13 protein-coding genes and 1 other RNA gene are annotated in these 14,966 nt (G+C 42.3%); 6 read left to right on the top strand and 8 right to left on the bottom strand.

The features are described 5' to 3' along the window. Together ACWB1W_RS06365 and ACWB1W_RS06360 are read right to left on the bottom strand one after the other, a co-directional pair. Positions 1-1,202, bottom strand: a 1,202-nt coding sequence (locus tag ACWB1W_RS06365; protein WP_479370543.1) for a type II secretion system F family protein, incomplete at its 3' end; no start/stop codon positions are given. Further along, positions 1,202-2,275 carry a type IV pilus twitching motility protein PilT gene (locus ACWB1W_RS06360; RefSeq protein WP_479370542.1) on the bottom strand — a complete coding sequence of 358 codons (1,074 nt, stop codon included), beginning with the start codon at positions 2,273-2,275 and terminating at the stop codon, positions 1,202-1,204. The genes ACWB1W_RS06365 and ACWB1W_RS06360, both read right to left, overlap by 1 nt. A 33-nt stretch (positions 2,276-2,308) precedes the next feature. On the opposite strand from ACWB1W_RS06360, the gene purD reads away from it, so the two are divergent. Beyond that, positions 2,309-3,583, top strand: a complete 1,275-nt coding sequence (gene purD / locus ACWB1W_RS06355; protein ID WP_479370541.1) for a phosphoribosylamine--glycine ligase — start codon at positions 2,309-2,311, stop codon at positions 3,581-3,583. Here the strand turns inward: purD and ahbA are convergent. Genes ahbA through ACWB1W_RS06325 form a run of 6 tightly spaced genes read right to left on the bottom strand, consistent with a single transcriptional unit; the run spans position 3,572 to position 10,712 of the window. Then, complete coding sequence (gene ahbA, locus ACWB1W_RS06350; RefSeq protein WP_479370540.1) at positions 3,572-4,564, bottom strand: siroheme decarboxylase subunit alpha; 993 nt, start codon at positions 4,562-4,564, stop codon at positions 3,572-3,574. The two genes, purD and ahbA, sit on opposite strands and share 12 nt — an antisense overlap. After that, positions 4,521-5,309, bottom strand: coding sequence for a uroporphyrinogen-III C-methyltransferase (gene cobA / locus ACWB1W_RS06345; protein WP_479370539.1), 789 nt, complete (start codon positions 5,307-5,309; stop codon positions 4,521-4,523). The genes ahbA and cobA overlap by 44 nt, the downstream gene beginning before the upstream one ends. A gap of 1 nt (position 5,310) precedes the next feature. Then, positions 5,311-6,357, bottom strand: coding sequence for a cytochrome D1 domain-containing protein (locus ACWB1W_RS06340; protein ID WP_479370538.1), 1,047 nt, complete (start codon positions 6,355-6,357; stop codon positions 5,311-5,313). Then, on the bottom strand, positions 6,345-7,433 hold the full coding sequence (locus ACWB1W_RS06335) for a radical SAM protein (protein ID WP_479370537.1): 1,089 nt from the start codon (positions 7,431-7,433) through the stop codon (positions 6,345-6,347). Before ACWB1W_RS06335 ends, ACWB1W_RS06340 begins: the two co-directional genes overlap by 13 nt. 3 nt (positions 7,434-7,436) lie before the next feature. After that, positions 7,437-9,053, bottom strand: coding sequence for a cytochrome D1 domain-containing protein (locus tag ACWB1W_RS06330; protein ID WP_479370536.1), 1,617 nt, complete (start codon positions 9,051-9,053; stop codon positions 7,437-7,439). A gap of 9 nt (positions 9,054-9,062) precedes the next feature. Continuing rightward, entirely contained in the window at positions 9,063-10,712 is a 1,650-nt protein-coding gene (locus ACWB1W_RS06325) for a cytochrome D1 domain-containing protein (RefSeq protein WP_479370535.1), read from the bottom strand. A 156-nt stretch (positions 10,713-10,868) separates the two neighbouring features. On the opposite strand from ACWB1W_RS06325, the gene ffs reads away from it, so the two are divergent. From ffs to uvrB, 5 genes are all read left to right on the top strand, one after another. Continuing rightward, positions 10,869-10,953: signal recognition particle sRNA small type (gene ffs / locus ACWB1W_RS06320), an RNA gene on the top strand. A gap of 22 nt (positions 10,954-10,975) precedes the next feature. Then, positions 10,976-11,203: a hypothetical protein gene (locus tag ACWB1W_RS06315; RefSeq protein ID WP_479370534.1), complete on the top strand. Its 228-nt coding sequence runs from the start codon at positions 10,976-10,978 to the stop codon at positions 11,201-11,203. After that, positions 11,203-12,579, top strand: a complete 1,377-nt coding sequence (gene dnaX, locus ACWB1W_RS06310) for a DNA polymerase III subunit gamma/tau (RefSeq protein ID WP_479370533.1) — start codon at positions 11,203-11,205, stop codon at positions 12,577-12,579. Before ACWB1W_RS06315 ends, dnaX begins: the two co-directional genes overlap by 1 nt. A gap of 69 nt (positions 12,580-12,648) precedes the next feature. After that, positions 12,649-12,861, top strand: a complete 213-nt coding sequence (locus ACWB1W_RS06305) for a hypothetical protein (protein WP_479370532.1) — start codon at positions 12,649-12,651, stop codon at positions 12,859-12,861. Between the two features lie 11 nt (positions 12,862-12,872). After that, positions 12,873-14,858, top strand: a complete 1,986-nt coding sequence (uvrB, locus tag ACWB1W_RS06300; protein WP_479370531.1) for an excinuclease ABC subunit UvrB — start codon at positions 12,873-12,875, stop codon at positions 14,856-14,858. Positions 14,859-14,966 lie beyond the last annotated feature (108 nt).

The raw sequence follows: 14,966 nt of genomic DNA, 5'->3' as shown, positions 1-14,966 counted from the left end.
AGGTAAAGGGCTATAAGTATTCCCCCAACTATTGTTCCCAAGAAGACTATTAAGAGGGGTTCTATCAGGGATATGAGTCCTTCAACCGCCCTATCTACCTCTTCCTCATAAAAGTTTGCTATTGATGTAAGCATATCGTCCAGATTACCCGTTTCCTCACCCACCCTTATCATAGCTACAACCATTCTCGGGAACATGTTTGTTTTTTGAAGTGAAGCCCAGAGGGCTTTACCGGTAAGAACGTCTTCTTTTGCTTCTTCAAGGGCTTCCTTTATGGGAACTAAACCCACGACCCTTGCCGTTATATCTATAGCACGGTCTATCGCAACACCAGAAGTATAGAGGGTTGCAAAGGTTCTTGAAAAAAGAGCGTAATTGCTTTTTAGAATAATATCACCGAATTTTGGTATCCTTATAAGGAACTTATGAACCGCTTTTTTAAAGCTGTAGTTGTTTTTATAGAGAGTTACGAATACAAAAGCAAATACTATTACAAAACTAACTATATATGGAAGATTTTTCTGAAAAGCTTCTGATATATTTAGGAGAATTTGTGTTGGAGGCGGTAACTCTGCTCCAAACGAGTGGTATATATCCGCAAATTTCGGAACTACAAAGGTTAAAATTCCCCAAACGATTAAAGTTGCGAATAAAAGAACGAATGTAGGGTAGTAAGAAGCACTTTTTATCTTGCCTTTTATGAATGCAAGTTTTTCGTAATACTCCGAAGTTCTCCTCAGAACGAGGTCAAGCTCACCTGTTTCTTCCCCAACCGCTACCATATTTATAATAAATTCAGGGAAAATATTCTTTCTTTTTTCAAGGGCGGCATGGAATGAACTTCCTTCTTCTATTTCTTTTGAAACCTCGAGTATAGCCTGCTTAAGTTTTTTATTTGATACTTGGTCGGCTATAAGTTCCAGCGCTTCAACTATAGGAACCCCTGAACCTATAAGCACAGATAACTGTCTCGTTATAAGAGACCAATCCCTGTAGGAAACCCCTCCGAAGGGCAAGGAAATATTAAAACTGAATGAGGTTTCTTTTTTTTCTTTATCCTTTTTCTTTACCTCTCTTACAGAGATAAGTATAAGATTTTGGGAGGAGAGTTTAAGGGTTAAGTCATTAATGGATGGAAATTCTCCTTCCCCTTCAACTATTTTTCCGTCCTCCGTTACAGCCCTGTAATGGTATAAAGGCATTACCCAACACTCCTTATCATCCTCTCAAGCTCTTTCGGGTCCGGCGAAGCTTCAATGGCATTTTCTAAAGTTATTAGCCCCTTTTTATAAAGTTTATATAGGCTCTGGTTCATGGTTTGCATACCCGTTTCCGCTTGTCCGCTTTGCATAATTGAGTATATCTGTTGAAGTTTGTTTTCTCTGATAAGGTTTCTTATGGCTGTATTTGGAATAAGGAGTTCGTAAGCGAGAACCCTTCCCCCTCCTATTTTCGGAAGAAGTCTCTGGGATATTATTCCCTGGAGAACGAAAGAAAGGACTGTCCTGACCTGTTCTTGTTGTTCTGGAGGAAACATATCTACTATTCTGCTTATTGTAGATATAGCGGTGTTCGTGTGGAGTGTTCCAAAAACGAGGTGTCCCGTTTCAGCAGCTCTCAGAGCTGTTTCCATGGTTTCAAGGTCTCTCATTTCTCCAACGAGAATCACGTCAGGGTCCTCTCTCAAAGCTGCTCTCAGGGCTTCACTGAAGGAATGGACATCTTGGTCAATTTCCCTTTGATTAACTATAGACTTTTTATGGGTAAACAGATACTCTATAGGGTCTTCGATTGTGATTATGTGGTAAGGCATGTGCTCGTTAATGTAGTTAATCATAGCAGCAAGGGTTGTTGACTTACCCGAACCCGTTGGACCCGTTACGAGAACAAGCCCCATTTTTTTATAGCACAGTTCAAGAACCTTAGGCGTTAACCCCAGCTCATCTATCTTCGGTATCCTTGAGGGCAGTAAACGAAATACAGCGGCTACGGAACTCCTTTGGTAAAAAACGTTTGCCCTGAACCTTCCAAGCCCTTTTACTCCGAATGAGAAATCAACTTGTCCCTTTTCTTCAAGCCGTGTTCTGTGTTTTTCCGCCATTACAGAGTAAGCAAGCTTTTGAGTGTCCTCCGGTCTGAGCTTTGGAAACTCGGTAAGAAATCTTATGGCACCGTCAACCCTTACTGCAGGAGGAACTCCTGCGGTTATATGAATATCGCTTGCTTTCAGCTCATGAGCTCTCTTAAGGATATCTATTACCTTTACTTCTGCCATCATCAGGCACTTATTATCATATAATACTTTTACGTGAAAGTTCTTATAATTGGAAGCGGAGGAAGAGAGCACGCTATAGCTTGGAAGGTAGGTCAAAGTTCACTCGTAAGTGAGCTTTACGTAGCTAAAGGGAACGCCGGTATACGGGAGATAGCAAAAAAGGTTGATATATCTCCAACAGACGTAGAGAGATTGGCGGAATTTGCAGAAAAGGAAAATATAGACTTCACGATCGTAGGTCCGGAAGCACCTCTCGTTGAGGGTATCGTTGACGCCTTTGAGAAAAGAGGGCTTAAGATTTTCGGTCCCAATAAGGAAGCTTCAAAACTTGAGGGGAGTAAGGCATTCGCAAAATCCTTTATGAAGAAGTATGACATACCCACAGCAAGGTATGAGGTATTTGAGGATTTTGAAAAGGCGAAAAAATACGTAGAAGAGGTAGGTGCTCCGATAGTTGTGAAGGCGGACGGGCTCGCCGCAGGGAAGGGTGCAGTTGTTTGTGAAACCCTTGAGAAAGCAATTGAGACCCTTGACCTCTTTCTCAATAAGAGGGTTTTCGGTAAAGCTTCCGAGAGGGTTGTTGTTGAGGAGTTCCTTGAGGGTGAAGAGGCTTCTTACATAGTTATGATAAACGGAGATAAATATGTCCCTCTTCCTACCTCACAGGACCACAAAAGACTCCTTGACGGAGATAAAGGCCCGAATACGGGCGGAATGGGAGCCTACTCACCTACACCCGTTATAGATAAAGAAACCGAGGAAAGGATAAAAAAGGAGATTGTTGAGAGGGTTATACAAGGTCTTAAAAAAGAAGGAATTTACTACAGGGGTTTCCTTTATGCGGGATTAATGATAACGAAAGACGGACCAAAAGTTCTTGAGTTTAACGTGAGACTCGGAGACCCGGAAGCCCAACCTATACTTATGCGTATAAAAGGGGATTTCTTAAAACTTCTACTTGATTTTTACGAAGGAAAGGATGTAAGTCTTGAGGTCAGTGATAAATGGGCTTTAGGAGTTGTCCTCGCCTCTAAGGGGTATCCTCAGAAACCTGAAACTGGAAAGATTATTCACGGGCTTGAATACCTCAAAAGTATGGAAGACGTTGTAGTTTTTCACGCCGGAACGAGAAGAGAAGGAAACTTTATAGTTAGCTCGGGAGGAAGGGTATTAAACGTTTGTGCTTATGGAAACACCTTAGGGGAGGCAAAAGGAAGAGTTTACGAAGCTATTAAATACATCTGCTTTGAAGGTATGTATTACAGAAAAGATATAGGGGACAAGGCCTTTAAATACCTAAAGGAGTAACTGCTCTTCCCACTCGTAGTAGTCGGGTGTGAAAAGCTTTACCCTCTTTTTCTTAAACTCCCTCGTTGAGAATAAAACTTTGTAATCCTTTATGCCTGTTTCCTTTGAGAAGTATTCGCAGAGCTTAAGGACCTCTCCTTTCTCCTTTCCGTGAATCATTGTAAAGAGGTTATACCCCCACTTCCCGTTTGTTTTTCTCTCGTAGCAGTGGGAAACAGCATTGAAGCTTGAGAAGAATCTTCCCACCTCATCAACTTTCTCACTTTCTACCTTCCAGACCGCCATACCGTTTGCCCTGAAACCTGCCTTCCTGTGAAAGAGTATTGCGGAAAACCTTCTCATAACCCCTTTTTCTTTTAAACTTTTTAAGACGTTTATTAACCTTTCTTCGTCAACTCCGAGCCTTTTGGAAAGCTCGTAAAAGGGTCTCTCCGTTACGGGAAGATTATCCTGAGTTTCCCTTATAACCGCTTTTTCAAACTCGTTCAAAGGAACGGGTTTTTCTTCCCTTACCTCCGGAACTTTTTCCCTCTCAAAGACCGAGTTGAAACTGAGCTTAACGCCTATTTTAAAAGTTTTTACCGTTCTAAGGATAACGTAATCCTTCACGTCGCACACTTCCGAAAGCTTTTTTACCGTTTCGTCAAGACTGAGCTTAGCGTCGGGAGGAACGGCTACTGTAAACCATAGGTTAAATTCGTCGTTTCTTTCGTAGTTGTGGCTTACTCCGGGACATGTGTTTATAAGTTTCGCTACTGATTCAATCCTCTCGGGGGAAACCTTAAAGGCTACGAGGGAACTGTCGTATCCTGCTTTCTTTGTATCGTAAATAGGGGAAATCTGTCTTATCACTTTTTCCCTCATAAGCCTTTCTACTTCCTTTATAACTTCCCTCTCGGGTATGCCGAGCCTTTCCGCGATGTATCCGAAGGGTCTCTCAAGTATCGGTATGTCTTCCTGAAGTATCTTTAATAGCTCCATAATTGAGCCTCCCGGTTTCGTTAAACTCCTTCAGAACCTTGTGAAGGTTTACTACATTTCCCACAACCATAACCGCAGGGGGATTTACTTCCGGAGGGTTTTCCGAAACCTCCTTCAAGGTTGATATAACTATTCTCTGTTCTTCGGTCGTTCCCTTTTCCACGAAAGCTACGGGTTCGTAGGGGTTTCTCCCGGCGTTTATCAGCTCCTTTGCTATTCTCCGTCTGTTTTTCACTCCCATTAGTATTACAACTGTGTCTATATCTTTAAAGGCTTTCCAGTTTACATACTTTTTCTTTCCAACTGTTTCGTGTCCTGTAACGACCGCAAAGAAAGAGGATATTCCCCTGAATGTTAATGGAATTCCTTCGTACTCGGGAACAGCGTAAAAGGAGCTCACTCCGGGAACGAGCTCGTAGGGTATTCTGTTCCTCTCAAGGAACAGGGCTTCTTCTCCTCCCCTTCCGAATATGAAAGGGTCTCCTCCTTTCAGTCTTACCACACTCTCATAAAGCCTTGCATAAAAGAGAAGAAGTTTATTTATCTCTTCTTGGGGTATTGTGTGTTTGCCGTCTTCCTTTCCCACGTAAACGAGCTTAGCAGAAGGGTTTACGTAGTTGAGTATTTCTTCGTTCACCAGCCTGTCGTAAAGAACAACGTCGGCGTTTTTCAGAACCCTGTAGGCCTTTAACGTGAGAAGGTCCGGGTCTCCGGGTCCCGCTCCTACGATGTAAACCTTTCCCATCTTACTCACCTCCGTAAATAAAAACGCCCGAAGGCGTAGGAACGCTTATCTCCTTTACAACATCGAGTTCGGGGACGCTTACTTTTTTTACCTTTTCTTCATAGTAGGAAGATAGGTATATAAACCTCCCGTCCTTCGTAAACCTGAAGTGGAGAATTCTCTTTCCTAGGGCTTTAGTTTTCACAACTCTTTTTTCCTTCAGGTCAACAAGTGTTAGGTAGTCCTCGGAATCCCCGCTGTAATTTACCGCAAGATACTTACCATTCGGCGAAACCCTTACAAAAACGGGAAGTCCTTTTACCTTAATACTTCCCAAGTATGAGAAATTCTTCAGGCTTACTATATGAATTTTTCTCTCTCCTACCGCAGGTATGTATGCCTTATCCTTCCAAACTCCCCAAAGCCCGAAGTGAGGAATCTTGAAAACGACTTCACTTTTACCCGTTTTAAAGACTACCTTTCTATAAGAGAAGTTTTTGAGGTTTATGATACCTACACCCTTTTCCAGAAAGAAACCGACTACGTAGAAATTTTCATAAAGAAGGGCATCAAAGGGCATCTTACCGACCTTTATACTTCTTAGTAGCTTGTAATTATCACAGTCCCTCACATGAACGACATCCTTGTCCATAAGTGCGTAAACGAAAATGTCCCCCTTTCCCTTTATCCCAACATTTCTGGAGTTCGTGTTTATCCTTGTTAAAACGTTCAGTTCTGTATCAAGAACAACTACGTCTTTGGGAAAATAGTTTGCAATGATAACTTTGTTCTTACAGAAATTAAGTCCTATTGCACTTTCTCCTACCTTTACCTTCTTGAGAAGTTTATAGGTTCGCGGGTCTACCTTTGATAAGTATCCGTCCCTACTTATGAGGTATCCGTATCCCTTGAAAAATTTTAGAGTTGCGTGATTTAGATTTCCGAGTCCTTTAATCTCTTTTACGAGTTTATCCCCTTTTATAACAGCAAGGCTTTCCGTTTCCCTTTCTACAACGAAAATCTCACCGAACGCAAAGAATAAAGGTATTAAGAAAATCATAAGTAACATAACGGGTCCTCCTCAAAAAGGTCTCCGTGGGCGAAGTAAGCCCTTGCTCTGGAATTTCCGTTGCATATCTCAAGGTAAGGACACAGGGAACACCTTCCCTTAAGCCTTCTGGGATATTCCCTTAGCTTTGAAAGAATACCTTTTGAGTTCCATACCTCTTTAAAGCTCTTTTCCCTTAAGTTTCCTAAGGTTAAAGGAAAGAAAGGATCGGGTCTTACGTTTCCCCTGTGGTCTATGTTCACGAGTCTGACACCTGCACTGTTTCCTCCCCAATTTTTAAGACCTTTGTAAAGGTATCCTTTGTATTCGGGATAGCGTTCCGAAAACAGCTTTAAGAGAAGAACAGCGTCACACTCGTTGTTTCCCGTAACGACGTCTATCTCTTTTCCCTTCTCAACGTAAGAAAAAGCCCTATCAAGGATTCTTTTCACCACAGCTTTATACTCTTCCTTCTCAAGACCGCTAAGTCTTTTTCCCCTTCCGGCAAAAACTATGTGGGAGATGTAAATTTTCGGTATTCTTAAATCCTCAACGAGTGTAAACACGTAATCCAAGTAGTTTTTTGTAAGTTCCGTCAGGGTAAACCTGAGTCCCGTTTTTATACCGTTTGATAGGCAAAGTTCTAATGCTTTTACGGATTCCCTAAAGGCTCCCCTCTTTCCCCTGAAAAGGTCGTGAACTTCGGGAGTTCCGTCAATACTTATTCCCACGTAATCAAAACTCTTTTTAATCTCTTTTACGTTATCCTCGTTTATGAGTAATCCGTTTGTTGAGAGGTATGTTTTAAAGCCTTTTCCTTTCAGTATTTTAGCTATATCGTAAATGTCTTCCCTCAGGAGAGGCTCACCTCCCGAAACTATAACGAACTTAATCCCTTCCTCCTTCAGTTCGTCCGAGATTCTCCTTATCTCATCAAGGGAAAGTTCCTCCCTTTTGTCTTGGTTTGCGGAAGCGTAGCAATGTTTACAGTAAAGGTTACATCTGTTCGTGAGATTCCATATAAGGATTACTCCTTTTATTGGCTTTGGAACTTCCTTCTTTAAAGCTTTCTTTATATACTGACTAACCCTTAGCATTTTTCACTCCACCAAATTCCTTCTTAAAGCTTCAAAAAGCTCCATCAGAGCTTCAAGCTCGTAAGCATTCAGGTTTATCTTTGGCATAGCGTTTCTCTTGTAGCCCAGGAGTTTATACGTTCCCTCAGGGTTCACAATTTGAGAGAGAATCAGTTCCCCGGGTCTTTTTTTTGCTATCCACTCAAAGGGTGGTGCGAAGGCTTCCTTCTTAAGGTGGTGACATCCCCAGCACTTTTCCATAAAGACCTCGTATCCGAGAAAGGCTCTGTAAAGACTTCTGCTTTTAAGTATTACGTTATACTTCCCTACGGGATGCTTTAACGGATAACTCTTTATTTTCTTAAAACTGTAGGCGTTTATAAGAACGAGTCCTTCCCCGAGAAGACTCAGGTATGCTATCTTCCCACCCCCTGAAAACTCCACATGGGTAAATTTTCCTGAATCGGAAAGTCTTACCTTTCTAAGTTTTAAACTCCTTTTGTTAAGGAGAAGTGCGTAGTTTTTATAGGTATCAAGCCAGAGATACGGGTTCTTAAAATGTGTTCTTGCGAAGAACCCTTTTTCCTTTAGCTTAAATGTTTTTACTTTCTTCCAGTTGTAAAGCTCCCAAACAGTTAAACTTCCGTCCCTATGCCTCGTTGCCATGTAAAACTTTCCCTTCCTATACCAAAAGCTAACGGCAAACAGGTGGGGAAGACTCTCGGTTTTCTCTTCATAAACCTTTCTAAAGTCTCCGAGCTTGTAAACGACTATCTTTTTCCCGTTCCTTGAGCTTCCTACAACGTATTTCTCAAAGGGGTCAACAAAATAGTCCTGAAGGGGTTCATCAACTTTATAACTCCTTATAACTTTTCCGTTGAAAATACCAACCTCTTTTTTATCTCTGTAGGTAATTATTAAAGCATTTCTTTTGTAAAGTGTGTATACAGCACTAATCCTTCCTTTTAAGGGTATAACTTTTATGGGTTTTAGTTCCCTTGACAGTATAACGAGCTGTTTAGGGAGAACGCATCCCGCAACTACTTTATCCCCGAAAAGGGCTATGTTTCTTAGGTAAACGCATGCTCTCACCTTTGAAAACGGTCTCTTTTCCCTCAGGCTGTATGATAGTATCCAGCCGTCCCTTGAGGGAACGTAAAATACGTAATCCTTTAGGGAAAACTTAACACCCCCGTGAACGTTTTTCATTGGGAACTTATCAAGAAGCCTTTCTCCTTCAAAAAGGTAAACAAATCCGCTTTTATCAACCGCCACTGTGAGGTTTATAAATCTCTTTATCTCGTAATGCTTCGGCTTTTCTTTCAAGTATTGAAAGCTTCCCTTTATCTCCTCAAGGCCGTAGTTTACCTTTTCCACGGGTTTAGTTATGTAGGAAATGATAGACTTTACCTCTTCCTCACTTAAGTTAGGAAAGGCGGGCATACCCGTTGCAGGCAGTCCATACCTGATTATCTTCTCAAGGTTTTTCCCCTTTAAAAACTCGGGGATTAAGGGAGGGGCCGTTTCTCCGAGCCTATCTTTTCCGTGGCAAGGCGCACACTGCTTTTCGTAAACTTCCTCAGTTTTTCCGAAGGAAAAAAGAAAGAAAACAAAAAGAGGTAGTGCAATGAGGGGATACATTTACATGCCTCAGTAAATATCGTGGGTTGTCGTATAAACGTTGAATATACCCGTGGGTGTTCTTACCCAGTCTCCCGTTATTACCTTCTTAAGTTTCATCGTTTTGTCATCGTAAACCGCTATCGCTGTGGGTTGGTCCTTTCTTCCCCATACGGAAATCCACACTTCTTTACCGTACATATCGTATTCGGGGTGAACGACCCTTGCGTTTTCGGGCATCTTGTATCCAGCTTTTTTGAGGTCCTCTATCACGTCTATTGTCTTAATAACCTTCAAGGTTTTCTTATCAATTACGTAAACCTCTTTCTTGAGCTTATCGTCGGGATTCAGAGGTCTGTCAACCCATATGTGTTTTGAGTTGGGGTGTGTCTTTATAAAGAGTGTTCCTCCTCCCGGACCGGGTAGTTCTATGTTTGCTACAACTTTCCAGGCATACTGAGGATGACCTTCCGGGTCCGTTCCTATGCAGGCTACGTTGTTTGACCCTATGTGTCCGGTGCACCAGATAGGTCCGTACTTAGGATGGTTAACGTTTGCTCCCCTTCCCGGGTGAGGTTTTACACCTGTTTCAACCTTTGCAACGAGCTTCTTCTCCTTTGCGTCAACCGCTATAACCTTATTTCTCATATTTGCGGCAACCAAGAAGAATCTCTTTGAAGAGTCCCATCCTCCGTCGTGAAGATACCTCTCGGCTTCTATCATGTTCACCTTAACGTCGGGAAGTCTTGAGTAATCAACAAGCCAAACATGCCCGGTTTCTTTCACGGAGACGATCCATGCAGGGTCATAATGGGAAGCTACAATCGAAGCAACCCTTGCTTCTCTGATAAACTCCTCGGTATCGTATGTGTAACCGCTGGTAGATACTATCTTTAGGGGTTTTAAGGTTTGTCCATCCATTATAACTATGCTGGGAGGCCAGTAACAGCCCACTATTGCGAGTTTGTCCATGTAGTTTCCTCTTCTTCCCTTATACTTACTCGTATCTATTGAACGGGCATCGTAACAAACTTTAACTTCTGCGACCTTGTCAGGCTTTTTCATCCACAGGTCTATGAGTGTAGCCTTCCCGTCCCTTCCTATTGTTAGGAAATATCTTCCGGTTCCCGAAGAACGGAATATGTGAACAGCAAATCCCGTATCAACTATATTAACAAGTTCCTTTGTATCCCCGTCTATTATGGCTACCTTCCCTATATCCCTGAGTATCACACCCATAAAGTTCTTCCAGTTTCTTTTGTGTTCGGGTTTTTTCGGTCTCTCTTCCGGAGGAACGTAAACGTGCCAGGTCTTTAACATATCCTTAAGGGCCATCTCGGGGGGTGGAGGGGGTTCGTGCATGAGAAACTTAGCGAGAAGTTCTATTTCCTCTTTGGTTAAAACCCCTTGCTTTCCCCAGTCGGGCATTCCACCGGGTGTCCCGTTGTAAACTATCCACTTTATGTAGTCAATTCCCCTCTGTCTCATTATCTCCGGTTTTAAAGGAGGTCCCGTTGCTCCTCCCCTCAGCATTCCGTGACATCCCGCACACCTGTCAAAGTAAATCTGGGCCGCTTTTTTCATTTCCTCAGGTGTAAGTTTCGGTGGTTTTGTTTCAGCCTTTACAATACCCCACCCCAAAACCAGGCTACTTACAATGAGCGGAGCAAAGCGCTTCATGATACGCCTCCTTATGACCTTTGTCAGTAAATAAATATATACTTTTACATGACTTGAGTCAATAATAAAATGACCTAAAAATCAGAAATACTTTTAGTCTATTCTGCTAACAAAATCTAAACTTGACAGATAAAGCGTTTTATGTATATTAAATTTTTAGCCCTGCGACGGGACAGGGTGAATCCCCCAGGCCCGAAAGGGAGCAAGGGTAAGCCCGCCGTCCCGTGCGCAGGGTTCTTAACACACCACACAGGAGGTATCCCGTGGGTTCCCAGGAGCTTGCACAGGAGTTAAAACAGCTGAAAGATAGCCGTAAAAATGGGGAAATTTCCCCCACGGAATTTTACAAACGTTTGCTTGAACTTGTTTCCAGGCTTGCTAACGAACTTCATGAGGAAAGTATATCCGAAGATAACGTGAAGAAGCAGATACCCTTAGTTTTAGCCTTCTTGGAAGAACAGATTAAGAAGTATGCCGAAAGAGGACACTAATGACATACATTCCCTTTGCACGGAAATACAGGCCCAAGTTCTTCAGGGAGGTTATCGGGCAAGACGTTCCTGTAAGAGTTTTGAAAAACGCTATAAGGAATAATAGAGTATCCCACGCATACCTTTTTGCGGGACCGAGGGGTGTGGGGAAAACCACTATAGCGAGAATTCTTGCAAAGGCTTTAAACTGCAAAAATCCCACCGGGGGAGAGCCCTGTGGGGAATGTGAAAACTGTAAGGAGATAGACAAAGGAATATTTCCTGACCTTATAGAGATGGACGCGGCATCAAACAGGGGTATAGACGACGTAAGAACCCTGAAGGAAGCGGTTAACTACAAACCCATAAAGGGAAAGTATAAGGTTTACATAATAGACGAAGCACACATGTTAACAAAAGAAGCTTTTAACGCCCTTTTAAAGACCCTTGAAGAACCACCGCCTAATACCGTTTTCGTTCTCTGCACCACGGAATATGACAAGATACTCCCTACCATTCTTTCAAGGTGTCAGAGGATAATATTTAGCAAGGTTCCGAAAGAAAAAGTAATAGAGTATATGAAACTAATATGTGTGAAGGAACATATAGAGTATGAAGAAGAAGCACTAAGAATACTTGCCCACGCTTCGGAAGGGTGTATGAGAGATGCAGCTTCTCTTCTTGACCAAGCAAGTGTTTACGGGGAAGGGAAAGTAACGAAGGAAGCCGTTGAGAACTTCCTAGGAATTCTGAGCGGCGAAACGGTAAGGAGTTTTATGAGGCTTTTACTGGATTCAAAGGTAGATGAGGCTATAAGTTTTCTGAGGGAACTTTCTCAGAGGGGGTATAACCTTACTAAGTTCTGGGAAATGCTTGAGGAGGAAATAAGGAACGCCATACTCGTAAAAAGCCTGAATAAACCGGAAAAGGTAGTTGAAAATCCCGAGGACTACGAAGAGTTTAAAGAATACCCCCTTGAGGCACTTCTATACCTTGAGAATGTTATAAACAGGGGAAAGGTGGAATCAAGGACAAGAGAGCCACTATTTGCCTACGAGCTTGCGGTCATAAAGACTAAGATAGTGAAGGAAATAGTACCCATATCAAAACTCAAGCTTGAGGTAAGGGAAGAGAAGAAAACGGAAGAAAGGGAAGAGGTAAAGGAGGAGAAAGAAGAAAGTCTAAAAGAAAAACTGGAGAAAGAAATAAAACCTATGTTGAGGACACTCATAAGAAACGGGATTGAAGAAAACGGGAAGCTAATAATAAAGCTTGATGAAAAGACTTACGAAAGGTTTAAAAAGGAGCTTGAGGAACTAAAAGTCAAGTTTCCCGTTGAGTATGAGGTTGAGGTAAAAAAAAATCCTCAAGACCGGAACAAGATGAGGCTGTTTTAAAGGTTATGGAGCTTTTCAATGCGAAAATCGTCAGGGTCAGAGATAAAGGCAAAAGTAATTAAGGTTAAGATGCCAGTTGAAGAAGTGGGCTTATTTAACTCCCTAATAGACGGCCTTCCCCGTTATGCACTAACGAGAACAAAAGAGAAGGGAACGGGTGAAGTTTACGTTCTCGCAACACCCCATAAGGTAAAGGAGCTTATGGAAGCCTTAGAGGAAATGAAAAAACATATAAAAGGTCTGGAAATTCTCGGAGAGACGGAGGAAGAACTCACTTTTTAAATTAAATTCCTATGGGAGATTCCTTTAAGCTCGTATCGGAGTTAAAGCCTGCAGGAGACCAGCCGAAAGCTATAGAACAGCTTCTTGAGAACCTTGAAAGGGGCGTAAAGGAGCAAGTTTTACTCGGAGCTACGGGAACGGGAAAAACGTATACATTAGCAAACGTAATAGCAAGATACAACAAGCCAACCTTGGTAATAGTTCACAACAAAATTCTCGCAGCTCAGCTCTACAGGGAGTTTAAGGAGCTATTTCCCGAGAATGCGGTTGAGTATTTTGTCTCTTATTACGACTACTATCAGCCGGAGGCTTACATACCCGAAAAGGATTTATACATAGAAAAAGATGCGAGCATAAACGAGACCCTTGAGAGATACAGACACTCAGCAACCATATCAGTCCTGAAAAGAAGGGATGTTATAGTTGTTGCTTCGGTTTCCTGTATATACGGACTCGGAAAGCCGGAACACTACGAAAAGCTGAGAATAAAGCTTGAGAAAGGGATAAGGTTAAGTCTCTCAAAACTTCTAAGAAAACTTATAGAGCTGGGATACCAGAGAAACGATTACGCCTTTAAAAGGGCTACCTTTTCTGTAAGAGGGGATGCCGTTGAGATAGTTCCCTCAAATACGGAGGATTACCTCGTAAGGGTTGAGTTTTGGGACGATGAGGTAGAACGTATAGTATTAGTAGATATATTAAATAGACACCCAATTAAGGAGGTTGATAGCTTTTCCCTATTTCCCGCATCCCACTACATAGCTCCGAGACCCACTGTAGAACAGGCACTTGAGGAAATAGAGAAAGATTTAACGGAGAGGGTAAACTGGTTTAAAAAGCAAGGAAGAACCGTTGAAGCTCAAAGGCTTTACCAGAGGACTATGCACGACCTTGAACTTATCAGAGAACTCGGGCATTGTAAAGGTATTGAGAACTACTCAAGGTATTTTGACGGAAGAAAACCCGGTGAACCCCCCTTTACCCTTCTTGATTACTTCCCCGAGGACTTCCTACTCATAATAGATGAGTCCCATATGACCGTTCCCCAGCTGAGGGCTATGTATAACGGAGACAGAAGCAGGAAAGAGAAGCTTGTTGAATACGGATGGAGACTTCCCTCAGCCCTTGACAACAGACCTCTTAAGTTTGAAGAGTTCCTGGAGAGGATAAACCAGGTTATATATGTATCTGCAACACCGGGAGAGTGGGAACTCAGGAGAAGTAACGGGAACGTTGTTGAACAGATAGTAAGACCTACAGGGCTTCTTGACCCGGTGGTTGAAGTGAGACCCAAGATGAACCAGCTTGAGAACCTTGTTAAGGAGATAAAGGAGGTTAAAAAGAAGGGAGAAAGAGCTCTCGTTTTAACAACAACCAAGAGGCTTGCGGAAGACGTTGCGGAGTATCTTACCGAGAGAAAGATAAAGGCAAAATACATGCACTCGGAGCTTGACGCAATAGAGAGGGCAAAGCTTGTAAAAGAACTAAGGGAAGGAAGCATAGACGTTATAGTTGGTGTTAACCTGCTAAGAGAAGGGCTTGACCTTCCTGAGGTTTCCCTCGTTGCCATACTTGAGGCGGACAAGGAAGGATTTTTAAGGAGTTATCAGGCGCTTATACAGACAATAGGAAGGGCTGCGAGAAACGTAAACGGGAAGGCTATACTTTACGCGGACAGAATAACAAAGGCCATGGAAAAGGCTATAAACGAAACGAACAGGAGAAGAAAAATACAAGAGGAGTTTAATAAAAAGCACGGAATAACACCAAGAAGTGTTAAGAAACCCGTAAAGGAACTTCTTGCCCTTGAAGAACTTGACTACGTAGAACTACCCACCGATATACCGAAGGGTGTAAAGTCCGAGGAGGATATTCTCAAAAAGATAGAAAAGCTTGAGAAGGAGATGTGGAAATGTGCTAAGAACTGGGAGTTTGAGAAAGCTGCAAAGCTCAGGGATGAGATAAAAAAGCTGAAAAAGCTTATAGGAATAGACTAGTATCTCTTTTAAGCTAATGTTATGGAAAAGGTTGCGATAATTACGGGAATAAAGAGAATAGGAAGGGAAGTATCAAAGTTCTTGATAGACAAAGGCTATAACCTCACG

The sequence above is a fragment of the Aquifex sp. genome (genome assembly GCF_056494385.1).
The sequence above is the reverse complement of the archived record's forward strand: the minus strand, read 5'-3'. Positions and strand labels throughout refer to the sequence as shown.

Coding starts and splice junctions, on each gene's coding strand:
- ACWB1W_RS06305 (WP_479370532.1), top strand. CDS start 12,649: ATGCCAGTTGAAGAAGTGGGCTTATTTAACTCCCTAATAGACGGCCTT.
- dnaX (WP_479370533.1), top strand. CDS start 11,203: ATGACATACATTCCCTTTGCACGGAAATACAGGCCCAAGTTCTTCAGG.
- ACWB1W_RS06325 (WP_479370535.1), bottom strand. CDS start 10,712: ATGAAGCGCTTTGCTCCGCTCATTGTAAGTAGCCTGGTTTTGGGGTGG.
- ACWB1W_RS06330 (WP_479370536.1), bottom strand. CDS start 9,053: ATGTATCCCCTCATTGCACTACCTCTTTTTGTTTTCTTTCTTTTTTCC.
- uvrB (WP_479370531.1), top strand. CDS start 12,873: ATGGGAGATTCCTTTAAGCTCGTATCGGAGTTAAAGCCTGCAGGAGAC.
- ACWB1W_RS06360 (WP_479370542.1), bottom strand. CDS start 2,275: ATGGCAGAAGTAAAGGTAATAGATATCCTTAAGAGAGCTCATGAGCTG.
- ACWB1W_RS06340 (WP_479370538.1), bottom strand. CDS start 6,357: ATGTTACTTATGATTTTCTTAATACCTTTATTCTTTGCGTTCGGTGAG.
- ACWB1W_RS06335 (WP_479370537.1), bottom strand. CDS start 7,433: ATGCTAAGGGTTAGTCAGTATATAAAGAAAGCTTTAAAGAAGGAAGTT.
- cobA (WP_479370539.1), bottom strand. CDS start 5,309: ATGGGAAAGGTTTACATCGTAGGAGCGGGACCCGGAGACCCGGACCTT.
- ahbA (WP_479370540.1), bottom strand. CDS start 4,564: ATGGAGCTATTAAAGATACTTCAGGAAGACATACCGATACTTGAGAGA.